This window comes from Pseudomonas sp. 2957 (assembly GCF_031456345.1).
In the GTDB taxonomy this organism is placed as follows: domain Bacteria; phylum Pseudomonadota; class Gammaproteobacteria; order Pseudomonadales; family Pseudomonadaceae; genus Aquipseudomonas; species Aquipseudomonas siliginis.
Genome location: NZ_JAVDUL010000001.1, coordinates 656,504 through 681,963, shown reverse-complemented (window position 1 = coordinate 681,963; position 25,460 = coordinate 656,504). Strand labels below are relative to the sequence as shown.

At 60.8% G+C, this 25,460-nt stretch carries 28 protein-coding genes; 14 read left to right on the top strand and 14 right to left on the bottom strand.

The genetic code is table 11. From position 1 onward, the window contains the following. Positions 1 to 242: 242 nt before the first annotated feature. From gcl to J2Y39_RS03100, 9 genes are all read left to right on the top strand, one after another. Entirely contained in the window at positions 243 to 2,018 is a 1,776-nt protein-coding gene (gene gcl / locus J2Y39_RS03140) for a glyoxylate carboligase (protein WP_042607573.1), read from the top strand. Positions 2,019 to 2,196: 178 nt separating this feature from the next. Continuing rightward, the gene (gene hyi / locus J2Y39_RS03135; protein WP_056783872.1) at positions 2,197 to 2,979 is read left to right on the top strand and encodes a hydroxypyruvate isomerase; all 783 of its coding nucleotides are present in this window, start codon (positions 2,197 to 2,199) and stop codon (positions 2,977 to 2,979) included. A gap of 162 nt (positions 2,980 to 3,141) precedes the next feature. Continuing rightward, entirely contained in the window at positions 3,142 to 4,035 is an 894-nt protein-coding gene (locus J2Y39_RS03130) for a 2-hydroxy-3-oxopropionate reductase (protein ID WP_016771028.1), read from the top strand. A gap of 154 nt (positions 4,036 to 4,189) precedes the next feature. Then, positions 4,190 to 5,464, top strand: a complete 1,275-nt coding sequence (locus J2Y39_RS03125; protein ID WP_310215016.1) for a glycerate kinase — start codon at positions 4,190 to 4,192, stop codon at positions 5,462 to 5,464. Continuing rightward, on the top strand, positions 5,461 to 6,876 hold the full coding sequence (gene pyk / locus J2Y39_RS03120) for a pyruvate kinase (RefSeq protein WP_095180738.1): 1,416 nt from the start codon (positions 5,461 to 5,463) through the stop codon (positions 6,874 to 6,876). Before J2Y39_RS03125 ends, pyk begins: the two co-directional genes overlap by 4 nt. Positions 6,877 to 7,102: 226 nt before the next feature. Further along, entirely contained in the window at positions 7,103 to 8,017 is a 915-nt protein-coding gene (locus J2Y39_RS03115) for an urea transporter (protein ID WP_310215014.1), read from the top strand. Positions 8,018 to 8,038: 21 nt separating this feature from the next. Next, complete coding sequence (locus tag J2Y39_RS03110; RefSeq protein ID WP_041479613.1) at positions 8,039 to 8,863, top strand: ion transporter; 825 nt, start codon at positions 8,039 to 8,041, stop codon at positions 8,861 to 8,863. A 104-nt stretch (positions 8,864 to 8,967) separates the two neighbouring features. Continuing rightward, positions 8,968 to 9,966: a sulfate ABC transporter substrate-binding protein gene (locus tag J2Y39_RS03105; RefSeq protein ID WP_217863988.1), complete on the top strand. Its 999-nt coding sequence runs from the start codon at positions 8,968 to 8,970 to the stop codon at positions 9,964 to 9,966. Positions 9,967 to 10,132: 166 nt separating this feature from the next. Further along, entirely contained in the window at positions 10,133 to 11,332 is a 1,200-nt protein-coding gene (locus J2Y39_RS03100; RefSeq protein WP_252869019.1) for an MFS transporter, read from the top strand. Between the two features lie 112 nt (positions 11,333 to 11,444). On the opposite strand, the gene J2Y39_RS03095 is transcribed toward J2Y39_RS03100, so the two are convergent. Both J2Y39_RS03095 and J2Y39_RS03090 read right to left on the bottom strand, forming a co-directional pair. Then, on the bottom strand, positions 11,445 to 11,849 hold the full coding sequence (locus J2Y39_RS03095) for a type II toxin-antitoxin system HicB family antitoxin (protein WP_016771035.1): 405 nt from the start codon (positions 11,847 to 11,849) through the stop codon (positions 11,445 to 11,447). Beyond that, positions 11,849 to 12,061: a type II toxin-antitoxin system HicA family toxin gene (locus J2Y39_RS03090; protein WP_041479616.1), complete on the bottom strand. Its 213-nt coding sequence runs from the start codon at positions 12,059 to 12,061 to the stop codon at positions 11,849 to 11,851. Before J2Y39_RS03090 ends, J2Y39_RS03095 begins: the two co-directional genes overlap by 1 nt. Positions 12,062 to 12,245: 184 nt before the next feature. On the opposite strand from J2Y39_RS03090, the gene J2Y39_RS03085 reads away from it, so the two are divergent. Both J2Y39_RS03085 and J2Y39_RS03080 read left to right on the top strand, forming a co-directional pair. Continuing rightward, positions 12,246 to 12,713, top strand: a complete 468-nt coding sequence (locus J2Y39_RS03085) for a helix-turn-helix domain-containing protein (RefSeq protein ID WP_056783858.1) — start codon at positions 12,246 to 12,248, stop codon at positions 12,711 to 12,713. Next, complete coding sequence (locus J2Y39_RS03080; protein ID WP_056783857.1) at positions 12,710 to 13,285, top strand: PIN domain-containing protein; 576 nt, start codon at positions 12,710 to 12,712, stop codon at positions 13,283 to 13,285. Before J2Y39_RS03085 ends, J2Y39_RS03080 begins: the two co-directional genes overlap by 4 nt. A gap of 44 nt (positions 13,286 to 13,329) precedes the next feature. Here the strand turns inward: J2Y39_RS03080 and J2Y39_RS03075 are convergent, their stop codons facing one another. The 10 genes from J2Y39_RS03075 to ccmA all read right to left on the bottom strand — a co-directional run bounded on the left by J2Y39_RS03075 (position 13,330) and on the right by ccmA (position 20,726). Beyond that, positions 13,330 to 13,734 carry a hypothetical protein gene (locus tag J2Y39_RS03075; RefSeq protein WP_016771039.1) on the bottom strand — a complete coding sequence of 135 codons (405 nt, stop codon included), beginning with the start codon at positions 13,732 to 13,734 and terminating at the stop codon, positions 13,330 to 13,332. A gap of 25 nt (positions 13,735 to 13,759) precedes the next feature. Further along, entirely contained in the window at positions 13,760 to 14,959 is a 1,200-nt protein-coding gene (ccmI, locus tag J2Y39_RS03070) for a c-type cytochrome biogenesis protein CcmI (protein WP_056783853.1), read from the bottom strand. Beyond that, entirely contained in the window at positions 14,956 to 15,426 is a 471-nt protein-coding gene (locus J2Y39_RS03065; RefSeq protein ID WP_041479621.1) for a cytochrome c-type biogenesis protein, read from the bottom strand. The genes ccmI and J2Y39_RS03065 overlap by 4 nt, the downstream gene beginning before the upstream one ends. Then, positions 15,423 to 15,959 (bottom strand): DsbE family thiol:disulfide interchange protein, encoded by a 537-nt coding sequence (locus tag J2Y39_RS03060; RefSeq protein WP_024012128.1) that lies wholly within the window; start codon positions 15,957 to 15,959, stop codon positions 15,423 to 15,425. The genes J2Y39_RS03065 and J2Y39_RS03060 overlap by 4 nt, the downstream gene beginning before the upstream one ends. Further along, positions 15,956 to 17,944: a heme lyase CcmF/NrfE family subunit gene (locus J2Y39_RS03055; RefSeq protein ID WP_056783848.1), complete on the bottom strand. Its 1,989-nt coding sequence runs from the start codon at positions 17,942 to 17,944 to the stop codon at positions 15,956 to 15,958. Before J2Y39_RS03055 ends, J2Y39_RS03060 begins: the two co-directional genes overlap by 4 nt. 3 nt (positions 17,945 to 17,947) lie before the next feature. Further along, on the bottom strand, positions 17,948 to 18,403 hold the full coding sequence (ccmE, locus tag J2Y39_RS03050) for a cytochrome c maturation protein CcmE (protein WP_305382455.1): 456 nt from the start codon (positions 18,401 to 18,403) through the stop codon (positions 17,948 to 17,950). After that, entirely contained in the window at positions 18,400 to 18,576 is a 177-nt protein-coding gene (ccmD, locus tag J2Y39_RS03045) for a heme exporter protein CcmD (RefSeq protein ID WP_016771045.1), read from the bottom strand. The genes ccmE and ccmD overlap by 4 nt, the downstream gene beginning before the upstream one ends. After that, a complete protein-coding gene (locus J2Y39_RS03040) occupies positions 18,573 to 19,328 on the bottom strand; it encodes a heme ABC transporter permease (protein WP_056786756.1) in 756 nt (251 codons plus the stop codon). The genes ccmD and J2Y39_RS03040 overlap by 4 nt, the downstream gene beginning before the upstream one ends. A 97-nt stretch (positions 19,329 to 19,425) precedes the next feature. After that, a complete protein-coding gene (gene ccmB / locus J2Y39_RS03035; RefSeq protein ID WP_039763615.1) occupies positions 19,426 to 20,094 on the bottom strand; it encodes a heme exporter protein CcmB in 669 nt (222 codons plus the stop codon). Beyond that, entirely contained in the window at positions 20,091 to 20,726 is a 636-nt protein-coding gene (gene ccmA, locus J2Y39_RS03030) for a cytochrome c biogenesis heme-transporting ATPase CcmA (protein WP_073472746.1), read from the bottom strand. The genes ccmB and ccmA overlap by 4 nt, the downstream gene beginning before the upstream one ends. A gap of 197 nt (positions 20,727 to 20,923) precedes the next feature. Between ccmA and J2Y39_RS03025 the strand changes: the two genes are divergently transcribed. From J2Y39_RS03025 to J2Y39_RS03015, 3 genes are all read left to right on the top strand, one after another. Next, positions 20,924 to 22,498, top strand: coding sequence for a flagellar hook-length control protein FliK (locus tag J2Y39_RS03025; RefSeq protein ID WP_310214993.1), 1,575 nt, complete (start codon positions 20,924 to 20,926; stop codon positions 22,496 to 22,498). Then, the gene (locus J2Y39_RS03020) at positions 22,495 to 22,824 is read left to right on the top strand and encodes an EscU/YscU/HrcU family type III secretion system export apparatus switch protein (RefSeq protein WP_041479625.1); all 330 of its coding nucleotides are present in this window, start codon (positions 22,495 to 22,497) and stop codon (positions 22,822 to 22,824) included. The genes J2Y39_RS03025 and J2Y39_RS03020 overlap by 4 nt, the downstream gene beginning before the upstream one ends. 152 nt (positions 22,825 to 22,976) lie before the next feature. Further along, complete coding sequence (locus J2Y39_RS03015; RefSeq protein WP_310214988.1) at positions 22,977 to 24,371, top strand: hypothetical protein; 1,395 nt, start codon at positions 22,977 to 22,979, stop codon at positions 24,369 to 24,371. A 142-nt stretch (positions 24,372 to 24,513) separates the two neighbouring features. On the opposite strand, the gene J2Y39_RS03010 is transcribed toward J2Y39_RS03015, so the two are convergent. Together J2Y39_RS03010 and J2Y39_RS03005 are read right to left on the bottom strand one after the other, a co-directional pair. Next, positions 24,514 to 24,909, bottom strand: a complete 396-nt coding sequence (locus J2Y39_RS03010) for a DUF2802 domain-containing protein (RefSeq protein WP_042607551.1) — start codon at positions 24,907 to 24,909, stop codon at positions 24,514 to 24,516. Position 24,910: 1 nt separating this feature from the next. After that, a complete protein-coding gene (locus tag J2Y39_RS03005) occupies positions 24,911 to 25,396 on the bottom strand; it encodes a chemotaxis protein CheW (protein ID WP_016771050.1) in 486 nt (161 codons plus the stop codon). Between the last annotated feature and the right edge of the window lie 64 nt (positions 25,397 to 25,460).

Here is a 25,460-nt window from a genome sequence, read left to right as displayed (position 1 = left end):
AAAGTCGTGGGACTGCGCGTTTGTGCCGCAGTCCAATGCCACAAATAGAACACAATGAGTTATTTTTTTGTATACAATAATTCTCGAAAAGCGCCACATGCGACGAAAAGCCACAGCACATCGGGCTTCCGACGAATGAAACAGGCGCTTGAGAAAATGGATTGACCTGCGCCGTCCGCCGTGAATACACTCTGCGCAAAGCCACTTGTATACAATTACAAAACGTAAAGAGGCACAAAACCATGAGCAAAATGAGAGCAATCGAAGCCGCCGTTCTGGTGATGCGCCGTGAAGGGGTTGATACCGCTTTTGGCATCCCGGGCGCAGCGATCAACCCGCTGTACTCCGCCTTGCAGAAGGTCGGTGGCATCGATCACGTCCTTGCTCGCCACGTTGAAGGCGCCTCGCACATGGCCGAGGGCTACACCCGCACCAAGGCCGGCAATATCGGCGTGTGCATCGGCACGTCCGGCCCGGCCGGCACCGATATGGTCACCGGGCTCTACAGCGCCTCGGCTGACTCGATTCCAATCCTCTGCATCACCGGGCAAGCACCCCGCGCCCGGATGCACAAGGAAGATTTCCAGGCTGTCGACATCACCAGCATCGTCAAGCCAGTCACCAAGTGGGCAACCACGGTTCTGGAGCCGGGCCAGGTGCCTTACGCATTCCAGAAAGCCTTCTATGAAATGCGCTCCGGTCGTCCAGGCCCTGTACTGATCGACCTGCCGTTCGACGTGCAGATGGCCGAGATCGAATTCGACATCGACGCTTACCAACCGCTGCCACTGGCCAAACCGACCGCGACCCGCGTGCAGGTCGAGAAGGCTCTGGCGCTGCTGGATCAGGCCGAGCGTCCATTGCTGGTCGCCGGTGGTGGCATCATCAACGCCGACGCCAGCGATCTGCTGGTTGAATTCGCTGAGCTGACCGGCATCCCGGTGATCCCGACCCTGATGGGCTGGGGCACCATCCCTGACGATCACCCGCTGATGGTCGGCATGGTTGGTCTGCAGACTTCGCACCGTTACGGCAACGCGACGATGCTCAAATCCGACGTGGTACTGGGCATCGGCAACCGCTGGGCCAACCGTCACACCGGTTCGGTGGATGTCTACACCGAAGGCCGCAAGTTCATTCACGTCGACATCGAAGGCACGCAGATCGGCCGCGTGTTCACCCCGGATCTGGGCATCGTTTCCGACGCCGCTGCCGCGCTGACCGTGTTCATCGAAGTGGCCCGTGAATGGCAAGCCGCCGGCAAGCTGAAGAACCGCAGCGCCTGGCTGCAGGATTGCCAGCAGCGCAAGGCCAGCCTGCATCGCAAGACCCACTTCGACAACGTGCCGGTCAAGCCGCAGCGCGTTTACGAAGAAATGAACCAGGTGTTCGGCAAGGACACCTGCTACGTCAGCACCATTGGTCTGTCGCAGATTGCCGGCGCGCAGTTCCTGCACGTCTACAAACCGCGTCACTGGATCAACTGTGGCCAGGCCGGCCCGTTGGGCTGGACCATTCCGGCAGCGCTGGGCGTGGTGAAGGCCGATCCGAACCGGAAAGTCGTGGCCCTGTCGGGGGACTATGATTTCCAGTTCATGATCGAAGAACTGGCGGTCGGCGCTCAGTTCAAACTGCCGTACATCCACGTCGTGGTGAACAACTCGTACCTGGGCCTGATCCGTCAGGCCCAGCGCGGGTTCGAAATGGACTACTGCGTGCAGCTGTCCTTCGATAACCTGAATGCGCCGGAACTCAACGGTTACGGGGTTGACCACATCGCAGTCGCCGAAGGCCTCGGCTGCAAGGCACTGCGTGTGTTCGAACCGTCGGAAATCGCCCCTGCCCTGCGCAAGGCCGAGCAGATGATCGAAGAGTTCAAGGTGCCGGTGATCGTCGAGATCATTCTGGAGCGTGTGACCAACATCTCCATGGGTACCGAGATCAACGCGGTCAACGAGTTCGAGGACCTGGCACTGGTCGGCAACGATGCGCCGACGGCGATTTCGTTGCTCGATTGATTGCTTTTAGCCCCCTCTCCCTCTGGGAGAGGGCTGGGGTGAGGGAAAGGTTTTGCGGTGTTCGCACAATCGGGATCTGACTCAGGATTCCCCCTCACCCTAACCCTCTCCCCAAGGAGAGGGGACTGATCGCGTTCAGTCTGACCTACCGTGCCTCATCAGTTTTTAGGAGACCACCATGCCGCGTTTCGCAGCCAACCTGTCCATGCTGTTCACCGAACAGGATTTCCTTGCCCGTTTCGACGCCGCCGCCAAGGCCGGTTTCAGTGGGGTGGAATACCTGTTCCCGTACGACTTCAGCTCGGCTGAAATCAAGGCAAAACTCGAGGCCAACGGGCTGACCCAAGTGCTGTTCAACCTGCCGGCCGGTGACTGGGCCAAGGGCGAGCGTGGCATCGCTTGCCTGCCGGATCGGGTCGAAGAGTTCCGCGCCGGGGTCGATCTGGCGATCGCTTACGCACAAGTGCTGGGCAACACCCAGGTCAACTGCCTGGCCGGTATCCGCCCGCAAGGCGTTGACGATGCCACTGTGGAAAAGACCTTCGTTGCCAACCTCAAATACGCCGCCGACAAGCTGCAAGCGGTGGGCATCAAACTGGTGATGGAAGCGATCAACACCCGCGACATTCCAGGTTTCTACCTGAACAACACGGCGCAGGCCCTGTCGATTCGCGAGCAGGTCGGCAGCGCCAATCTGTTCCTGCAATACGACATCTATCACATGCAAATCATGGAAGGCGATCTGGCCCGCACCCTGCAATCGCACCTGGGCGAGATCAACCACGTGCAACTCGCGGACAACCCGGGGCGCAACGAGCCGGGCACTGGTGAGATCAACTACCGCTTCCTGTTCGAACACCTTGATCGCATCGGTTATCAGGGTTGGGTCGGTTGCGAATACAAACCGCTGACCACCACCGAAGCGGGCCTGGGTTGGTTGAAATCACACAACGCAATCTAAGAAACACAGCAAATCCCCTGTGGGAGCGAGCCTGCTCGCGAATGCGGTGGTTCAGTCAACACGGATATTGAATGTTCCACCGCATTCGCGAGCAGGCTCGCTCCCACATGAAAAGCAGCTCCCCTATTTGCTTGAGCACGAAAAAAACAAGAGGATTTTCTCATGGCTAAAATCGGATTCATCGGCACCGGCATCATGGGCCACCCAATGGCGGCGAACCTGCAGAAAGCCGGTCACAGCCTGTTCCTGTCGCAACACCACGACGCGGCCCCGGCCGATCTGGTCGCCGCTGGCGCCGTCGCCCTGGCCAACCCGCGCGAAGTGGCGCAGGAAGCCGAATTCATCATCGTCATGGTTCCGGATACCCCGCAGGTCGATGACGTGCTGTTCCGCGCCGACGGCGTCGCGGCCGGTATCGGCAAGGGCAAAGTCGTGATCGACATGAGCTCGATTTCGCCGACCGCCACCAAAGCCTTCGCCGCCAAAATCAACGAGAAAGGCGCGCAGTACCTCGACGCTCCGGTTTCCGGCGGTGAAGTCGGCGCCAAGGCCGCAACCCTGAGCATCATGGTCGGTGGCGACGCCGATGCCTTCGAACGCGCCCTGCCGCTGTTCCAGGCCATGGGCAAGAACATCACCCTGGTTGGTGGCAATGGCGACGGCCAGACCGCCAAAGTGGCGAACCAGATCATCGTCGCGCTGAACATCCAGGCCGTAGCCGAAGCCCTGCTGTTCGCCTCGAAAAACGGTGCCGATCCGGCCAAGGTGCGTGAAGCGCTGATGGGCGGTTTCGCTTCTTCGAAGATCCTCGAAGTGCACGGCGAGCGCATGATCAAAGGTACCTTCGACCCGGGCTTCCGCATCAGCCTGCACCAGAAGGACCTGAACCTGGCCCTGCAAGGCGCCAAGGAGCTGAACATCAATCTGCCGAACACCGCCAATGCCCAGCAGGTATTCAGCACCTGCGCGGCCATCGGCGGCAGCAACTGGGACCACTCGGCGCTGATCAAGGGCCTGGAGCACATGGCCAATTTCTCGATTCGCGACAATAAATAAAGCCTGCACAAAACCCTGTGGGAGCGAGCCTGCTCGCGAAAGCGGCTTCACATCCAACATCCATGTTGGCTGACATGCCGCGTTCGCGAGCAGGCTCGCTCCCACAAGGGTTCCGAGTTGCCCTTTCGAATAACAAGAATTCCGGGAGCCCGCCATGTCGGTCGATCCGCAACAACTGCTGCGCGAGCTGTTTGCCACAGCCATCGACGCGGCCCATCCGAACCAAGTCCTCGAAGCCCATTTGCCTGCCGATCGCACCGGTCGGTTGATCGTCATCGGCGCCGGCAAAGCCGCTGCCGCCATGGCGCAAGTGGTCGAGCGCTGCTGGGAGGGTGAAGTCACCGGCCTGGTGGTGACCCGCTACGGCCACGGCGCCCCGTGCGAAAAAATCGAAGTGGTCGAAGCCGCACACCCGGTGCCGGATGCGGCCGGGCTGGCCGTGGCCAAACGCGTGCTGGAGCTGGTCAGCAACCTCACTGAAGACGACCGCGTGATCTTCCTGCTCTCCGGCGGCGGCTCTGCCCTGCTCGCCCTGCCAGCCGAAGGCATTACCCTCGCTGACAAGCAGGCGATCAACAAAGCCCTGCTCAAATCCGGCGCGACCATCGGCGAGATGAACTGCGTGCGCAAGCACCTCTCGGCGATCAAGGGTGGCCGCCTCGGCAAGGCCTGCTGGCCGGCGACGGTTTACACCTACGCGATTTCCGATGTGCCCGGCGACCTCGCCACCGTCATCGCCTCCGGGCCGACCGTGGCCGACCCGAGCACTTCGGCCGAAGCACTGGCGATCATCAAGCGCTACGGCATCGACATTCCCGCCTCCGTGCGCACCTGGCTGCAAAGTCCGGAATCGGAAACCGTCAAACCCGGCGACCCGTCCCTGGCGCGCAGCCACTTCCAGTTGATCGCCCGCCCGCAGCAATCGCTAGACGCGGCGGCGGTGAAGTGCCGTCAGGCCGGTTTCAGCACCTTGATTCTCGGCGACCTCGAAGGCGAATCCCGCGAAGTGGCGAAAGTCCACGCCGGCATCGCCCGACAGATCATCAATCACGGCCAGCCACTGGCGACGCCGTGCGTGATTCTTTCTGGCGGTGAGACCACGGTAACCGTGCGCGGCAATGGCCGTGGCGGGCGTAACGCCGAATTCCTCCTCAGCCTGACCGACAGCCTCAAGGGCCAGCCCGGCGTCTACGCGCTGGCCGGCGACACCGATGGCATCGACGGCTCGGAAGACAACGCCGGCGCAATCATGACTCCGGACAGCTACGCCCGCGCCGCCGCACTGGGTCTGAGCGCCAGCGACGAGCTGGATAACAACAACGGCTATGGCTACTTCCAGGCGCTCGATGCGCTGATCGTCACCGAGCCGACCCGCACTAACGTCAACGACTTCCGCGCCATTCTGATCCTTGAGAACTGCAAATCATGACGCCTGATAAAAAGGTCAAAATCCTCGCCACCCTCGGCCCTGCGGTCGACGGTATCGACGACATCCGCGAGCTGGTCGAGGCCGGGGTCAACATCTTCCGGCTGAATTTCAGCCATGGCGATCACGCCGACCACGCCAAGCGCTATCAATGGATCCGCGAAGTCGAGCGCCAGCTCAACTATCCGCTGGGCATTCTGATGGACCTGCAAGGGCCGAAACTGCGTGTGGGCAAGTTCGCTGACGGCAAGGTGCAGTTGCATCGCGGTCAGGCGTTCCGCTTGGATCTCGATGCGACACCGGGCGATGAGCGCCGGGTCAACCTGCCGCATCCGGAAATCATTGCCGCGCTGGAAGCGGGCATGGACCTGCTGCTCGACGACGGCAAGCTGCGCCTGCGCGTGGTCACCAAGTACGCCGATGCGATCGACACCAGCGTGCTCAACGGCGGCGAACTGTCCGATCGCAAAGGCGTGAATGTGCCGCAAGCGGTGCTCGACCTCAGCCCGCTGACCGCCAAGGATCGCCGCGATTTGAGCTTCGGCCTGGAATTGGGTGTGGACTGGGTCGCGCTGTCGTTCGTACAGCGCCCGCAGGACATTGTCGAAGCCCGCGCATTGATCGGCGACAAGGCGTTTCTGATGGCGAAAATCGAGAAGCCTTCGGCGGTCGAGCAACTACGTGAGATTGCTGAGTTGAGCGACGCGATCATGGTCGCGCGCGGCGATCTTGGTGTGGAAGTGCCGGCGGAGAGCGTGCCGCAGATTCAGAAAAACATCATCACCACCTGCCGCGCGCTGGGCAAACCGGTGGTGGTGGCGACACAGATGCTCGAGTCAATGCGCTTCTCCCCTGCCCCAACCCGTGCCGAGGTGACTGACGTCGCCAACGCCGTGGCCGAAGGCGCCGATGCGGTGATGCTCTCGGCGGAAACCGCGTCCGGCGAATACCCGCTGGAAGCCGTGCAGATGATGAGCAAGATCATCCGTCAAGTTGAGAACGGCCCGGATTATCAGACCCAGCTTGACGTCAGCCGACCGAAAGCCGAGGCGACGGTTTCCGATGCAATCAGCTGTGCGATCCGCCGGATCAGCAACGTGCTGCCGGTGGCGGTGCTGGTCAATTACAGCGAGTCCGGCGCCTCGACGTTGCGCGCATCGCGGGAACGGCCGAAAGCACCGATCCTCAATCTGACGCCGAACCTGCAAACGGCGCGGCGCTTGAGCGTGGCGTGGGGCATTCATTCGGTGGTCAACGATCGCCTGCGTCAGGTCGACGAAGTCTGCTCGACCGCACTGGAGATTGCTCAGGCGCAAGGCATGGCCGAGCGTGGCGACACGCTGCTGATCACCGCCGGCGTGCCGTTCGGGCAGCCGGGATCGACCAATTCGCTGCGCATCGAGACGTTGATTTAACCCACCCTAAAAGTGGGTGCATAACCTTGTGGCGAGGGGATTTATTCCCGTTGGGCTGCGAAGCGGCCCCCCATCGGAGAATGCGGTTTCTCTGTGGAAACCGTCACACCCTCAAAAGCGACGACTGCTGCGCAGCCGAACGGGGCGGTGCGACGTTTCGCTAAATCCCCTCGCCACAGGGACTTGCAAGACCTTTTGATGTTCCAACTGCCCAGATTTTCTCAACATGCCTGCCAATCACTTCAACACCCACTGCCCCGACTGGGCCGAGGCTTTGCTCAACGGTTTCAGTCAGATTTTCTTTCAGCGCCATCCGCTGTGCGGCCTGCTGTGTCTGTTGGCGATTCTGCTGACGGCGCCGGTGCTGTTCGCCGGGGCGCTGCTCGGTGGCGTTGCCGGTCTGCTCACCGCGCAGCAGCGCAACTACGCCAAGGCCGATCGCCAGGCCGGGTTGTTCAGCTACAACGGCGTGCTGCTCGGCCTGCTGCTGAGCCTGTATTTCCCTTGGTCGCCACTGCTGCCGCCGTTGATTCTTGCAGCCGGTGGCTTGAGCGCGATGCTTACTCAGCAATGGCTCAAACACGTGTACCGCAGTCGCGCCATACCGGCCTACACCTCGCCGTTCGTGGCGATAAGTTGGGTGCTGCTGGTGTTCACCGAACCGGCCACGCCGATGGCATCGCCCGACCTGAACACGACAAATCTGCTGGCCGCTGAACTGCGCGGATTCGGCCAGGTGATGTTTCTTGACCATCCATTGGCCGGGGCGTTGATCGCCAGCGGTTTGCTGCTCGCCGATCGCCGCGCGTTCTGCTGGGCGCTGCTGGCGTCGGCGATCGGCCTCGGCTCGAGTCTGCTGCACCACGACACGTCCGCCGCACTGCTCGGGCTCGGTGGCTACAACGCTGTACTCGCCGCCCTCGCCTTCAGCGCTCAGCGACAAAATCCGTGGCTGCCGCTGCTCGCCATTGTCCTGGCCTTGCTGGTGACGCCGCTGTTTGCCGCCCTCGGGCTGGCCACGCTGACCGCGCCGTTCATCCTCGCCTGCTGGTTGATTCGTGCCGGCATTCAAATGCTTGGCAAAGCGTCGCTCGCGCATGAGTCTTGCGCTCATGAGGAGAATCACCCTAGGCTGCGCTGATCTTCGATTCAGGCGTTATCCATGGACAGCAGCAACAATTGGCGCGAACGGCTTTACGTCATGATTTTCCAGAGCGACACCCCGGCCGGGCGTCGCTTCGACGGCATTCTGCTGTTGATCATCCTCGCCAGTCTGGTGATCGTGATGCTCGACAGTATCGACAGCATTCACCGTAATTACGCCGACGTTCTGGCCTATATAGAGTGGGGCTTCACGGCGATCTTCCTCGGCGAATACATCCTGCGTCTGTACTGCTCGCCCAAGCCGCTGCGCTATGCCTTCAGCTTTTATGGCCTGGTGGATCTGCTGGCGATCGTGCCGGGCATCCTCGCGCTGTACTACAGCGATGCGCAGTATCTGCTGATCATCCGCATCATTCGGATGCTGCGGATTTTCCGTGTGCTCAAGCTCAGCCCGTATCTCAAGCAAGCCAACTATCTGATGTCGGCGCTGCGTGGCAGCAAGCAGAAAATCGTCGTGTTTCTGGTCAGCGTGTGCACGCTGGTGACAGTGTTCGGCACGCTGATGTACGTGATCGAAGGCCCGGAACATGGCTTCACCAGCATTCCCAAAGGCATCTATTGGGCGATCGTGACCTTGACCACTGTGGGCTTCGGCGACATCGTGCCGAAGACGCCGCTGGGCCAGGTGATTTCCTCGCTGGTGATGATCACCGGTTACTCGATCATCGCCGTGCCCACAGGGATTTTCACCGCTGAGCTGGCCAACGCCATGCGCGGCGAACAGCTGCAACATGACTGCCCGGGCTGCCAGAAAAAGAGCCATGAACAGAGCGCAGCGTTCTGTTCGCGCTGCGGCAGTCAGCTGTTCAAGAAAGTGGAATAAGCACAGAGCTTTTTAATCTTTAAGCGACTATGCGAGGCCCGCTATAGTCGCTGGCAAATGGCCTCACTTTTTACACAACACCCCCACAGAACAAGGAATGCGCAGTGAAAAAACTCTTTGGCGCCTCACTTCTCGCCGCCGGCCTGGCCTTGGCCAACATCGCCGAAGCAGCACCGACGCTGCTTAACGTTTCCTACGACGTGATGCGCGATTTCTACAAGGACTACAACACTGCGTTCCAGAAGCACTGGCAAGCCGAGCACAACGAAAACATCACCGTGCAGATGTCCTTCGGCGGCTCGAGCAAGCAGGCGCGTTCGGTGATCGACGGCCTGCCGGCTGACGTCATTACCATGAACATGGCCACCGACATCAACGCCCTCGCCGACAACGGCAAACTGGTGCCGGACAACTGGGTCACGCGCCTGCCGAACAACAGCGCACCGTTCACCTCGGCGACGGTGTTCATTGTCCGCAAGGGCAACCCGAAAGCTTTGAAAGACTGGCCGGATCTGCTCAAGGACGGCGTACAGGTGATCGTGCCCAACCCGAAAACTTCGGGTAACGGCCGCTACACCTACCTGTCGGCCTGGGGCTATGTGCTGAAAAACGGTGGCGACGAGAATAAGGCCAAGGACTTCGTCGGCAAGCTGTTCAAGCAGGCGCCGGTACTCGATACCGGTGGCCGCGCCGCCACCACCACGTTCATGACCAACCAGATCGGCGACGTGCTGGTGACCTTCGAAAACGAAGCGGAAATGATCGCCCGCGAGTTCGGTCGCGATCAGTTCGAAGTCATCTACCCGACCGTCTCAGCGGAAGCCGAGCCCCCGGTTTCGGTGGTCGACAAAGTGGTCGACAAGAAGGGCTCGCGCGCTGCGGCTGATGAGTATCTGAAGTACCTGTGGTCGCCGGAAGGACAGGAAATTGCGGCGGCCAACTACTTGCGCCCGCGTGACCCGGCGGTGCTGGCGAAGTACACCGACCGTTTCCCGAAAGTCGACTTCCTTTCGGTGGAGAAGACGTTTGGTGACTGGCGCACGGTGCAGAAAACCCACTTCAATGATGGTGGCGTGTTCGATCAGATTTATAGCGGGCAGTAAGGCTTGGTCTGAAAAATCAAAAGGCGACCCACCGGGTCGCCTTTTTGTTGCGCGGCAATACCGCTCATTACACTGCGTAATAACAGTTATCATCCGAAAACGTCTTCTGCCAGTCCACGTTGTCCATTAGCCTCAGCGCTTTCCTGTGCCCGACCCGAGATCCCCTATGACCACCACTCCTCACGCAATGACCCGAGGCATGGTCCTGCTGTTCGCGTTCTGCTGCGGCGCCATCGTTGCCAACATCTACTACGCACAGCCGATCATCGGCCTGATCGCGCCGGACATCGGCCTCTCCGACACCATGGCCAGTTTCATCGTCTCGCTGACCCAGATCGGTTACGCGTTGGGCCTGTTCTTTCTGGTGCCGTTGGGGGATCTGTTGGAGAACCGGCGGCTGATGATCATCACCACGGTCGTGGCGATCGCCAGTCTGCTTGGCGCCGCGTTCACTGAACAGCCGAACATATTTCTGCTGATCTCGCTGCTGGTCGGTTTCAGCTCGGTGTCGGTGCAGATCCTTATTCCGCTGGCCGCGCATCTGGCGCCGGAAGAGTCCCGTGGTCGCGTGGTGGGCGGGATCATGGGCGGTTTGCTGCTGGGTATTCTGTTGGCGCGACCGGTGTCGAGTGTGGTCGCCGATCACCTCGGCTGGCGCGCCATGTTCATGATCGCCGCAGCGTTGATGGCGGCAATCAGCGTGGTGCTGGCACTGACCGTGCCCAAGCGCCAGCCCGATCACAGCGCAACTTATGGCCAATTGATCGGCTCGCTGTGGACGCTGCTGCGCCAGCAACCGGTGCTGCGTCAGCGGGCGTTTTATCAGGGCTGCATGTTCGCCACGTTCAGCCTGTTCTGGACCGCCGTGCCGCTGGAGCTGGCACGCAACCATGGCCTGTCGCAAAGCGAAATCGCGATCTTCGCCCTGGTCGGCGCCATCGGTGCCATCGCCGCGCCAATCAGCGGCCGCCTCGCTGATGCCGGTCACACACGCATCGCCTCGCTGCTGGCCATGCTGTTCGCCAGCCTGAGCTTTCTCCCCGCCTTCATTCACCCGGCCTACAGCGTCATCGGCCTGGCCGTGACCGGCGTGGTGCTGGACTTCTGCGTGCAGATGAACATGGTCCTGGGCCAACGCGCGGTGTACTCGCTGGACGCGAAAAGTCGTGGCCGTTTGAACGCGCTGTACATGACCAGCATCTTCATCGGCGGCGCGTTCGGCTCGTCGGTGGCCAGCGCGGTGTACGAGCATGGCGGCTGGTTGTGGATCGTGATTGTCGGCAGCGTGTTTCCGTTGTTGGCGTTGTTGCGGTTTCTGAGTGCATCGCAAAACGCTGCGCTGGCGCAGCGAAAAGTCGCGTCCTGACGCGATGTCATAGTGGGAGCGAGCCTGCTCGCGAAGGCGGTGTGTCAGCCATAGATCAGTGCCTGACCTGACGCCTTCGCGAGCAGGCTCGCTCCCACAATTGCGCAGACCCTCAATACCGAACCAGTTTCTCCATCGCCGCATCCGCCAGAAACGAGGAGCGGCTTTTGACGTTGTGCTCGCGTACATAGCGATCAATACGCTGAATCACATAGCCGGGCAGCGTAACGTTGACCTTTTCGGTCTTGCCAAGGTACGGCGAGATATCCAGCTCCAGCATGCCCCAGCCCATCTCGGCAAAATCCGGATGATTGCGATGCGCCGCTGCCGAGGTCGGCATCGGAATCGCCTGACCGGCCGCCGCGATCTCCTGCAGCATGAGGTGAGCCACTTCCACGGCCGCGTTGTAGGCCTCCTCAAAGCTGTCCCCGGCCGTGACTGCGCCGGGAATATCGGGGATCTGAATACCGATGGCAGTGTTCTCGTCACCCCACTCGATGCAGATGGGATATTGCATTACGGATCTCCTTCATGACGGGTTGGCGGGCTGAATAACCCCGCGCGCCGCCGAATGCTTTTGACTGTCCCCAGCGGTAAATCCTTTTTCGGATGCGGGACGGCAATAGTGTTCGGGTTGTAACGATGAGTGAAGATGTAATGACTGCCCGCAACCCGATCCAGCGTCCAGCCCGCCTCCTCCAGCTCCTTCATCAATAGCCTGCTCTGCACCAACCGCCTCCTTGGCCTGGCCCATTAAAAGTAACTCTAGAGTTATCTTTACTCAAGCACAGAATGGGACGGGGTGATGGTTGGTAGTTTTACAAAGTATTCCTGCACCAGTTTCGTTTATTGCGAATTTCGTTTAATTCGAATAACGTCGACACATCCTTCCATAGAATGCTGGAACAGTCTTATGACCACCGCTACTCCATCTGCCATCAATCTGCCTGTCGAACGAGAGGTCAAAGCCGCGATTGCAGGCCAGCGCGCCCTGAGCGCCTTCCTCACAACCGCTTTTGAAACTCAGCGAATCCAGATTTTTGATGAACAGAACGAAGCCCACAGCGTCGAGCTGCCAACATCGGCGTTGCGCTTGCTGAGCGATATCCTCGCGGCGCTGGCGCAGGGCAACGCTGTGAAGGTGGTACCGATCCACGCGGAACTGACCACGCAGGAAGCTGCCGATCTGCTCAACGTCTCACGTCCGCACATGATCAAACTGCTGGAGAGCGGTGAGATTTCCTACCACAAAACAGGCAAGCACCGACGTGTGCGTTTTGCTGATCTGATGGAATATAAAACCCGGCGAGACACCGCCAGCGAGCAGGCAATGATGCTTCTCGCGGAGCAGGCACAGGCGCTAAGGACAGGATACGAGTGAGGCATTCCTCTTTCACTGCTGTATACGATGCATGCGTTTTATATCCGGCCCCTTTAAGAGATTTCCTGATGTGGCTCGCGTTGTCAGGGCTGTATCGGGCTCGCTGGACTCAGGAAATACACCACGAATGGAAGCGTAACTTATTGAAGAACAGGTCCGACCTGACCCTCGAACAACTCGATCGCACATCGCAATTGATGGACCTGGCCATTCCAGACGCGTGTATCGATGGCTATGAAGACTTGGTGTCAGGCCTGACACTGCCTGCTGAGAACGACCGCTATGTTCTAGCGGCCGCAATCCGATGCGGTGCCGATGTAATAGTGACGTTCAACCTGAAAGATTTCCCCACCCGTCACCTCGCGCCATACGGCATTGAAGCTCAGCACCCGGATGAGTTTGTGGAAAACCTTTTCCATCTTGATTCGGCTGCCGTCGTCGCTGCGGCTCAAAGCCAGCGACGGCAATTGAAAACGCCCAATGTGGAGGTGGACAAATATCTCGGCTTTCTCCAACGGCAAGGATTGGTCGAGTCGGTAAAGGCGTTAGGTCACTATCGTGCGATTCTCTGAGAATCAGACGCAAAAAAACGGCGATCCCAGGATCGCCGTTTCTCTTACTGCCCGAATTTCTTGCCCAACCCCGGCGGGACGCCGTGGATGTTGGTGTCTTCCCACGGGCCGTTGGGGCTGACCGAGCGGCTCCAGCCGTTGTTCCAGCGGTAGTAGGTGCGCTGGCGGTAGAAGGTGTTGGTCTGGTCGTCGAGCACGTAGACGCCGAGCTTCTGGTCCCAGTGGCTGTTGCCGCCCGGTGGCGGGGCGAAGCTGGCCGAGGTGCGGGGCACGGGCTTGGCGGGTTTGGCCGGGATGCTCTTGCCGGGGCTCGGCGAGGTCGACGGGGTCGGGCTTGGCTGCGAGGGCGGGATTGGCGGCAGGCTGGTGGTCGGTTCCGGGCGTTGTACCGCACATGCACTCAAGCCCAGGGCCAGTGTGAGGACTGTGATGCGGGCGATGGTGTGCATGGCGGTGCTTTCCTGTTGGGTCCGGTTACTTGTCCGGGCTGTCGATAGTCAGTTTTTGTGGCGCGGTGGTGCTGCTGGCCACTGGGCCGCTGCGACCGATCCACTCACCGGCAGTCGGTTGACCGGCCCGTGAGATGCGCGCAACCAGTTGGACTTCAGGGAAGTTGGACAGTTTCAACTGCGGCATCATTGCGTCGGCATCGCCCAGTTCGACGGTCACCGGCAGGTCAGCCACGGTCAGACGTTTGGCCGCCAGCGGCGCCGGTGGGCCTGAAGTGGCGCGGGCGAAGATGAACACGCTGTCGCCCGGTTGCACCTTGCTCCTGAGTTCGCTGGCCAGATCAACGCTGACTGTCAGCAATGCCGCTTTCGGCGCCGGTGCCTGGGCAACTTTGCCGCCGCTGGCTTTCAAGCGTTCGGCGGCACGCTCGATGCCGCCTTGCAGCGCAGCGCGAGAGTTGTCATCCGGCGGCAGTTGCGCGAGCAGGCGATTCCAGTAGTCGATGGCCTCCTGATAACGCTCGCCTTCGAACGCGGCGATGCCGAGCAGGCCGAGGCTGGTAACTTCCTTCGGATCGGCCTTCAGCGCTTCGTCGGTCAATTTCTGAATCTGCTCCGACCACTTTTTACCGTCAGCAAAATACTGCGCCTGCGCCCACTGGCCGAGCAGTTCCGGCTGGCGACCGGCGAGGTTGGCGGCGCGTTCGAACATCTTCGCCGCGTCTGCCGGACGGTCTTGAGCCATGTAGGTACGGCCGAGGAAATACAGGCCTTCAGCGGAATCCGGTTGCGCGGCAACCGCACGCTCCAGACGCTGGGTCATCTCTTCCATCGACTGTGGTGCCTGAGCGAATTCGCGGGTCAGTTCGACCTTGTCGGCGGCGCCGAAATGCAGGTACAGACCGAGACCCAGCACCGGTACCAACACGGCGGCCAGCAGCGGCAACGGCTTGCCCAGGCGGGAGACACGCGGTGCGGTGACGCCTTCGGTGTCAGCGAGCAATTCACGCGCGGCTTCTGCGCGGCCGCTGTCCAGTTGCGCGGCGTCGAGCACGCCTTCGGCCTGCTGCGCTTGCAGCTCGGCAACCCGTTCCTGGTACAGCGCGACGTTCAACGCGGTGCGATCTTCTTCCCGCTGAGCGCGGCGTTCGCGCAGTACCGGGATCAGCAGAAAACTCAGGGCGACCAGAAGCAACAGCCCTGCGGCGAGCCAGAAATCAATCATTCTTGGTTTTTATCCAACAGTTGGTCGAGGCGCTGACGTTCTTCGGCAGACAGCGATGACGGCGTTTCGGCGCGTTGCCCGCGACGCCTGCGCACGATCAGCACGATCACCACAAAACCGCCGAGCAGCAGAGCGGCCGGGCCGAACCACAACAGCGCGGTCTTCGCATTGAGCGCCGGTTTATAGCGAACGAAATCACCATAGCGATCGACCATGAAGTCGATGATCTGCTGATTGTCCTTGCCCTCGCCGAGCATGCGGAAAATCTCTTTGCGCAGGTCGGCGGCAATCGGTGCGTTGGAGTCGGCGATGTCCTGGTTCTGACATTTGGGGCAGCGCAGTTCCTTGGTCAGCTCGCGGAAACGCTCGCGGTCACCCTCTTTGGCAAATTCGTAGGTATCGATGGCCGCGTGGGCGACACCGGCCAGGCTCAAACCCAACACGACCGCAGCGAGAAAACGCTTCATGGCTTGGCCTCATCGACCAGCGCCTGATACTTGGCCGCGAGTTTTTCGCGCCAGACCTGCTCGTCGATCACCCCGACGAACTTGTCGCGGATGATGCCTTTGGCGTCGATAAAGAAGGTTTCCGGCGCGCCGTAGACACCAAGATTCAAGCCCAGCGAACCCTCGTCGTCACGAATATCCAGCGCATATGGATTGTGGAATTCCGCCAGCCACTTCAAGGCATCAGCGTTGGTGTCCTTGTAGTTGATGCCGTAGATCACCACGCCGCGCTCGGCGAGTTTGTTCAGCACCGGGTGCTCGACCCGGCAGGAAATGCACCAGGTGCCCCAGACATTGACCAGCGCCGGTTTGCCGAGAATGTCGGCCTTGGTCAGCGTCTTGTCACCCTGCACACTTGGCAGGGAAAACTCCGGGAACGGCTTGTCGATCATCGCCGACGGCAGCTCCGCCGGATCCAGGTACAAGCCGCGATAGAGAAACACCGCCACCAGCAGAAAAATCGCCAACGGCAACAACATCAACCAACGCCTCATGCCGCCGCTCCCGTCATGCCCAGCGCTTCGCGCACTTTGCTTTTCACCTTGACCCGATAACGCCGATCCAGCGCCGCCAGCAAACCACCCAATCCGGTGAGCAAGCCGCCGAACCAGATCCAGCGCACAAACGGTTTGACGTGTACGCGCACGGCCCAGGCGCCATTATCCAGCGGCTCGCCGAGGGCGACGTAGAGATCGCGAGTGAAACCGGCATCGATCCCGGCTTCGGTCATCACCGAGTTCTGCACGGTGTACAGACGCTTTTCCGGGTGCAGCACGCTGATTTCCTCGCCGTCACGAATGACGCGGATGGTGCCTTTGTCCGAGGTGAAATTCGGCCCTTCGAAATGCTTCGCGCCCTCGAAGACGAATTGATAGCCGGCCAGATCCATCGACTCGCCCGGCGCCAGACGCAGGTCGCGCTCGGCACTGTTCTGGCTCGACAACACTACGCCCAGCGCGCACACCGCGATGCCGAGGTGAGCGATCTGCATGCCCCAATAGCTGCGGGTCAGCGTCGGCAAACCTTTGATCAGGCCTTTGTGGCGAGTCTTGTCGAACAGATCGCGCACGCCGGCGAGCAACACCCACGCCGCCAGCAGGAACGTCGCAATCACTGCCCAGTTGAAATCGCCATAAGCCACGCCGGCCACCACGGCCAATGCGACGCTGCCGAGCAGCACCGGAGTGAGCATGCTCGCCAGCCATTTCACTGGCGTGTCCTTCCAGCGCACGATCACGCCGATCGCCATGACCAGCATCAGCAACGCCATCAACGGAATGAACAACGCATTGAAGTAAGGCGGGCCGACCGACAGCTTGGCGCCACTGATGGCATCAAGAATCAGCGGATACAAGGTCCCAAGGAGGATCATCGATGCAGCGACAACCAGCACCAGGTTGTTGCCCAGCAGCAAAGTCTCACGGGACCACAGATTGAACCCGACCTGACTTTTCACCACTGGCGCGCGCAGGGCGAAAAGGGTCAGCGAACCGCCCACCACGAACAGCAGGAAAATCAGGATGAACACACCGCGCTCGGGATCCGAAGCGAAGGCATGCACCGAAGTCAGCACGCCTGAACGTACGAGGAAAGTGCCGAGCAGGCTCAACGAGAACGCGGCGATCGCCAGCAACACCGTCCAGCTCTTGAACACGCCGCGTTTCTCGGTGACCGCCAGCGAGTGAATCAACGCGGTGCCGACCAGCCATGGCATGAACGAGGCGTTTTCCACCGGGTCCCAGAACCACCAGCCGCCCCAGCCGAGTTCGTAATACGCCCACCACGAACCGAGGGTGATGCCGATGCCGAGGAAGGCCCAGGCGACGATGGTCCATGGCCGCGACCAGCGCGCCCACGCCGCATCGAGACGCCCGCCGAGCAGCGCGGCGATGGCAAACGCGAACGCCACGGAGAAACCGACATAGCCCATGTACAGCATTGGCGGATGCACGATCAGGCCGATGTCTTGCAGCAACGGGTTGAGGTCGCGACCGTCAGCGGGAATCTGCGGCAGGATCCGCGAGAACGGGTTCGAGGTAAGAATCAGGAACAGCAGGAAACCGGTGCTGATCATGCCCATCACCGCCAGGACGCGGGCGAGCATGACTTGCGGCAACTGCCGGGAGAACACCGACACGGCGAAGGTCCAGCCGCCGAGGATCAACGCCCACAGCAGCAGGGAACCTTCGTGGGCGCCCCACACCGCGCTGAATTTGTAGTACCAGGGCAGCGCGCTGTTGGAGTTCATCGCCACGTAGCCGACGGAGAAATCGTCGGTCATGAACGCATAGGTCAGGCAGCCAAAGGCAAACAGCAGAAAGGCAAACTGGCCCCACGCCGCCGGTTGCGCCAGGCTCATCCACAAGCGGTCGCCGCGCCACGCGCCGAGCATCGGCACCAGCGCTTGGACGAGTGCAAAACACAGGGCGAGGATCATCGCCAGATGGCCCAGTTCGGGAATAAACAGTGCGGCGGCCATTGATCAACCCTCCTTCACAGGCGTCGGCGCGGATTGACCGCTATCTTTCAGCGCTTTGGTCACTTCCGGCGGCATGTACTTCTCGTCGTGCTTGGCCAGCACTTCATCAGCCACTACAACGCCATCGGCATTGAGCTTGCCGAGGGCGACGATGCCCTGCCCTTCGCGGAACAGATCCGGGAGGATGCCGCGATAGGCGATGGTCACGGATTTGTTGAAGTCGGTGACGACGAATCTGACGTCCAGCGAATCCTTGGAGCGTTGCAGCGAACCGGCCTCGACCATGCCGCCGGCGCGGATGCGCGTGTCCTGCGGCGCATCGCCGTTGGCGATCTGCGTCGGCGTGTAAAACAGATTGATGTTTTCCTGCAACGCGCTCAGGGCCAGGCCGACAGCAGCGCCCACTCCGACCAGAATCGCCAGAATGATGATCAGACGTTTTTTGCGCAGCGCATTCACTTGCCGTTCTCCCGGCGCAGACGACGCGCCTCTTGTTGCAGATAACGCTTGCGCGCCGCAATCGGCGCCACTACGTTGAGGGCCAGCACCGCCAGGCAGATGCCGTAGGCCGACCAGACATACAGGCCGTGATGGCCCATGGCGAGAAAATCGCCGAATGAAGCAAAACTCATCGCACCGCCTCCAGACTCTGCTGCACTTCGGCTTTCACCCAACTGGCGCGGGCCTCGCGCTTGAGTACTTCCAGACGCATGCGCAGCAACAGCACGGCGCCGAAGAAGCAGTAGAAACCCAGCACCGTCAGCAGCAGCGGCAGCCACATTTCCGCTGGCATCGCCGGTTTTTCCGTAAGTGTGAACGTCGCGCCCTGGTGCAGGGTGTTCCACCACTCCACCGAGTATTTGATGATCGGAATGTTGATCACGCCAACGATCGCCAGCACCGCGCAGGCCTTGGCGGCGCTGTCGCGGTTGCTGATGGCATTGCCCAGCGCGATCACACCGAAATACAGAAACAGCAGAATCAGCATCGAGGTCAGGCGCGCATCCCACACCCACCACGAGCCCCAGGTCGGCTTGCCCCAGATGGCCCCGGTGACCAGCGCCACGGCGGTCATCCACGCACCGATCGGTGCGGCGCATTGCAGGGCGACATCGGCCAGTTTCATCTTCCACACCAGCCCGACCACGCCGCACACCGCGAGCATCACGTAGATCGACTGGGCGAGCATCGCCGCTGGCACGTGGATATAGATGATGCGAAAGCTGTTGCCTTGCTGGTAATCCGGCGGCGCGAACGCCAGGCCCCAGACCACGCCAACGCCGATCAGCAGCAACGCTGCAATGCTCAACCACGGCAGGAACTTGCCGCTGATGCCGTAGAACCACTTGGGCGAGCCGAGCTTGTGAAACCAGGTCCAGTTCATACTGTTTCCATCACGGTTGCCGCTCATCATCGCGAGCTGGCAGAGGGTCATGCCTTTCTTCTTGAAGAAGTGGTCAATTTTTGACCAGGCCTCATTATTATTCGCCGACGCTGATCTTCAGGCCAGCGGCTATTGCAAAGGGTGTCAGGGTGATCGCCAGCGCTGTGAGGCTGGCCATCCACAACAGGTAGCCGGTCGCCGGCATGCCTTGCAGCGCCGCTTGCAACGCGCCGCTGCCAAGGATCAACACCGGGATGTACAACGGCAGAATCAGCAGCGCCAGCAACAGCCCGCCGCGCTTCAGGCCGACCGTCAGCGCCGCCCCGACTGCACCGAGCAGGCTCAACACCGGCGTACCGAGCAACAACGACAGCAGCAGCACCGGCAGGCACGCGGCCGGCAAACCGAGCATCAGCGCCAGCAACGGCGACAGCAGCACCAGTGCCAGACCGGAGAACAGCCAGTGTGCCAGCACCTTGGCCAGGACCAGAAGCGGCAGCGGGTGCGACGAAAGGACCCACTGTTCCAGCGAGCCGTCTTCGAAATCACTGCGAAACAATCCGTCCAGCGACAGCAGGACCGATAACAGCGCCGCCACCCAGACTAACCCCGGGGACAGGTTTTGCAAGACTTGAGTTTCCGGGCCGACGGCCAGCGGGAAAAGGGCAATGACGATGGCAAAGAAAATCAGCGGATTGGCCAGCTCCGCCGGGCGGCGGAACAGCAGTCGCGATTCGCGGGCAAGCAGCAGGCCGAAGACACTCATACCGCCCATTTCCCCAGATCGATGTCGCGATAACCGGCCGGCATGCGGCTCAGGGTGTGGTGGGTGGTCAGCACCACCAGACCGCCGCGTTCGCAGTGGCCGGCCAGATGCTCTTCCAACTGAGCGACGCCCTGCTTGTCCAGCGCGGTGAACGGTTCGTCGAGAATCCACAACGGCGGGCTGTCCAGATACAACCGCGCCAGCGCCACGCGGCGCTGTTGGCCGGCGGAAAGACTGTGGCAGGGAACGTCTTCGAAACCGCGCAATCCTACTGCTGCCAGCGCCTGCCAGATCGCCTCGCGTTCGGCGGGATGATGCAGGGCGCACAGCCACGACAGGTTTTCTTCGGGAGTGAGCAGATCCTTGATCCCGGCAGCGTGGCCGATCCACAACAGGTTTCGCGCCAGTTCGCTGCGTTGCTCGGTCAGCGGCTGACCGTTGAGCAGCACCTGGCCGTCGGTGGGTTGCATCAAACCGGCGAGCAGACGTAAAAGACTGGTCTTGCCGCTGCCGTTGGGGCCGCTGATCTGCACCATGTCACCACTGGCCAGGCGCAATTCGAGGTTTTCGAAAAGCAGCCTGAGGTCGCGTTCACACGCCAGGGCAACGGTTTGCAGGACAGGACTGGTCAAGGGATCACGGGCCTTATACGGTTCAAGTCGGCTCTAGAGCGGCCGTTAAAGAGATGCAGCATAGATGCTTTGATCGCTCGATCTGGCGAGCTGGATCAAACAATTGCCAGGTTTTTTGAACGAAGCGCACGACGCGCGGCATTATACATGCCGTGCCTTACTCTCAAGAGCGCAATTTCCTCAGGTTGTGTCCGCGTATGACAGGCGAAATGAACATCCTCCCGCTGCCGCCCACCGTGCCGGCGAGCGCTCGCCCGCAGACGGGTGAACTGCTCAAGCTGCTGACACCGGTCGAAGGCTTGATCGGCGCGGGACAAAGCGCCAAGGCCGAGGTGTTGTCGCTCAAGCAGGCCGATCAGACCTTTGAATTGCTGCTCAAAGTGACACTCGACAGCGGCCGTCAGACCACCGTGCAGGCCAGCAGCAACCTGCCGTTGCCACAGGGCACCAACCTGGCGATCACTCAGCCATCGGCCGGTAATCTGGCGATCACCGTACAGCAAGCGATCGCCAGCAGCGTCGCCACCCTCACCCGCATCGATACCGCGCAATTGCCCGCCGGCACCCTGCTGCAAGGCAAAGTCGTGACCTCGCAGGCCCTGCCGCAGACGCCGGGGCAAGCGGCGGTATTTCGCTCGATGGTCACCCTGCTCAACACCGCATTGAGCGGCAGCACTTTGACCGTCGACAGCCCGCAACCGCTGCGCATCGGCACCTTGTTGTCGGCGCAGGTGCAGGATGCGCAAACCCTCAAATTCGTGCCGCTGAGCAGCCGTCAAGAGCAACTGGCGGTCAGTCAGCAATTGCTCGGTCAGCAAAGTCGTCAGGGCTCGCTCGATGGCTTGCTGAAGTTGTTGCAGAGCCTGCCGCCATCCAGCGATCAGACTTCGGCCGATCTGCGCGCGGTGGTCGACAAGCTGCTCGCCAGCCTGCCGGACCTGCAGCAAATGAGCACCGCCAAAGGCGTGGCGCTGGCCTTGGCCAACAGCGGCGCGTTCCTCGAAGCGAAATTGCTCGGCGGACAAAACCCGACTCTCGCCCCGGACATGAAAGCCGACCTGCTCAAGCTGATCGCGCAACTGACCCCGGGCCTGCCGAGCAACACCAATTTCAATGCGATCATCGCCGCCAATACCCTGGCGCAAGCGCTGCCGAGTTTCGTCCGGAACGCCCTCGGCACCCTCGGCCAGGTCAGCGCCAAACCGGTGCCCAGCAGCTTCCCGTTGCCCGAACGACTGCTGGCGAAACTCGAGGGCGAAGGTGATCTCGAACAACTGCTACGCCTCGCCGCCGCAGCGGTGTCGCGTCTGCAAAGCCATCAGTTGTCGAGCCTGGAACAGACCGGCGTCACCGACGATGGCCGCCTGCTCAGCACCTGGCAACTGGAAATCCCCATGCGCAATTTGCAAGACATCGTGCCGTTGCAGGTCAAATTCCAGCGTGAAGAAGCGCCGGAGCGCGAACCGCAGCCGCACGAACGCCGCGATGAGCGCGAAGCCAAACAGCAACTGTGGCGCGTCGATCTGGCCTTCGATCTGGAACCGCTCGGGCCGATGCAGATTCAGGCGCAACTGATCGCCGGCAGCCTGTCCAGCCAGCTGTGGGCCGAGCGGCCGTACACCGCCGACCTGATCGAGAACAACCTGTTCGCCCTGCGCCAGCGCTTGCTCGATTCCGGGCTCAACGTCGGCGACCTCGACTGCCACCACGGCACCCCGCCGCAAGGCAACCAAACCCGCCTCGAACACCGCTGGGTCGACGAAACCGCATGAACGATTCCACTGCTCCACGCCAGGCTATCGCCCTCAAATACGACGGCAACCACGCCCCGACGCTCACCGCCAAGGGCGACGAGGAACTGGCCGAAGAAATCCTGCGCATCGCCCGCGATTACGAAGTGCCGATCTACGAGAACGCCGAGCTGGTGCGCCTGCTGGCGCGGATGGAACTGGGCGACAGCATTCCCGAAGAGCTCTATCGCACCATCGCCGAGATCATCGCGTTTGCCTGGAATCTGAAGGGCAAATTCCCCGAAGGACAAGACCCGAACGCGCCGATGGTCGAGAAGGACATCACCGCACGCGGGGATGACTACTGAGCCGCAGTCGCAGTCTCTTCTGCGCCCTGCCATATACCGTTTGTCGCTACTGTCAGGTCTGACAGTAGCGCATGCCCGATCCCGCAGCGCTTGATTACGGACCAGACCTGACCAGGTTGCCCGCAGGTCCACAATCTTGAGGGATTGATTCCATGCCAAACGAGAAAGATGAATTGCCCCTGAAGATAAACGCTGAAGGCGGACTGCTGGTCATGGGCGCACGCGGCAATCGGGGTGGTCTTGGCAACTTCTACACGCGCAGCTGGCGACTTGTAGCGCTGGACGCCTCAACGCTCAAACCGTTGAACGTCATGTGGCAGTATGTTGGAGACAAGCAGTCAGCCACTGTTAGCGAATTTTTCGATGTCCGGCCTTATGAGGAACTGATCGTCTGGTCGGGCAAGAAACGGATAACCCTGAACCCGTCAAACATTATCGGTACATCATTCGCCCTGTGCGCTGTTTTGGACAGCCGGGCAGTCCATGCATGGGGTCACGTCGATGGCGGCGGCACTTTGCCGGAACCGGTAAGAGAAGCGCACGACGTCGTAGAGTTGTCGGCGGGGATGAGAGCCTTTGCGATTCGGCGCGCGCAAGGCAATGTCCTCGCTTGGGGACTTCAGCCCAGCGGGACCGTCCCCGAAGATATCGCACAGCTGAATACGGTTGTCGCGGTGTCGGGAAGCACTTATGTTTTCGTAGCCCTTCTTGAATCGCGCAAGCTTGTCGCATGGGGCATGCCCGAGATGGGAGGCGCACTTCCGCCCGAAATCGCCGATTTGACCGATATCATGCAAGCGTCGGGTGGCCAGTATGGTTTCGCCGCGCTGCGCAGCACTGGCAACGTCGTCTGTTGGGGCTATCATGACCATTCAGCGCAGTTGCCGGACGATATCGCGTTGCTCACCGACATAACCAGACTGGCTTGCTCGACTCATGCTTTCGCAGTACTGAGCGACAATGGCCAAGTGCGCGCATGGGGGCATGAATCGCTTGGAGGCCAAGTGCCGTCGGACATCGCAGCGCTGAGAGATATCGTCGACCTGGCTAGTAACAGCTCAGCCTTTGCAGCATGCAGAAGCAATGGCGAACTGGTCGTATGGGGACATATGCCGCCCATGCCAGAAGAGATTGCCAGTCGCAACGACATCGTCCACGTCATAGGCTCCGGATCCGGATTTGTCGTGCTGTGCGGGGATGGCTCAGTGCACGCTTGGGCTACCCTCCCCAGCGATATCGTTAACATTCCGCCAGACATTCGCCAGTTGAGAGACATTGTCGCCATTAATGCCAACCAAGACGCGGTCGTAGCATTGCGCAGCAACGGCGTGGCAGTTGCGTGGGGAAGAGAGAACGGCGGCGGCGATACCAGCGCAGTTGCCCATTTGCTCACTGACGTGCGTGCTGTGTACGGAGGAGGCGATACCTTCGTGGCACTCAGGGCAGATCGTCGGGTAGTGGCCTGGGGCAACGCCGACTTCGGCGGTAACGGTGAGCAGAAAGCCCTGTATCAACTGATCAGTTACACAAAAACTCCGGCGAGCTGATCCGGACAACTGCGGATCGCTATGCCTGCGATGCAATCGAGAAAAAAGATCGCACACTTCGACAGCGCTTACACGGGATTTATGCAGGCGCTGCCTCCGATGCGATCTTTTGATCTTGCTTGAAGCTTGGAGCTTGAAACTCCTAGCTGCTCTTGTGCAACTTGCGCATCAACTCCGCCTCAGCCTGGGTCAACCCGCACGACTGAGTCAGTTCATCGACGCTGGCGCCCATGCCCACCAGTTTCGCCGCCTGGGCGAATGACAGGCTCGATGGGTCGCGTTGTTCCAGTGCAACGATCTTGTCCGGCAACGGGCTTACCACCGCGCGCAACTCGTGCAAGGCCTCGCCCATGCGCACGTTGCCGTTCTGGTAATCGTCGACGCGTTTGGCCAGTTCCTTGATGCGCTGATCACGCAGCGCATCGCCCTGGGCCTGCTGTGCAGCGATCACTCGCTGCGCCTTGATGTACGAGACGAACATCGCCAGCGTGCCGGCCCAGAACAGGAACAGAACAATTACCGCAACCTCGAGAATCAAATCAGATGCTCTCCAGTTCCGACCATTCTTCTTCGCTCATCATCTTGTCCAGCTCGACCAGAATCAGCAGTTCGTTGTTCTTGTTGCACACGCCCTGGATGAACTTGGCCGATTCTTCGTTACCGACGTTCGGTGCGGTTTCGATTTCCGACTGACGCAGGTAAACCACTTCGGCGACGCTGTCGACCATGATGCCGACGACTTGCTTGTCGGCTTCGATGATGACGATACGGGTGTTGTCGCTGATCTCACCGCTGTGCAGGCCGAAGCGCTGACGGGTGTCGATCACGGTGACCACGTTGCCGCGCAGGTTGATGATGCCCAGCACGTAGCTCGGTGCACCCGGCACCGGCGCGATCTCGGTGTAGCGCAGCACTTCCTGCACGCGCATCACGTTGATGCCGTAGGTTTCGTTATCCAGTTTGAAGGTCACCCATTGCAGGATCGGATCTTCAGAACCTTTTGCATTCGACGCCTGACTACTCATACCCTGACCCCTCGAAAAAACCGCCCCGGGCGGTGTGTGTTCTGTGTGGTGGCACTGGAAAATG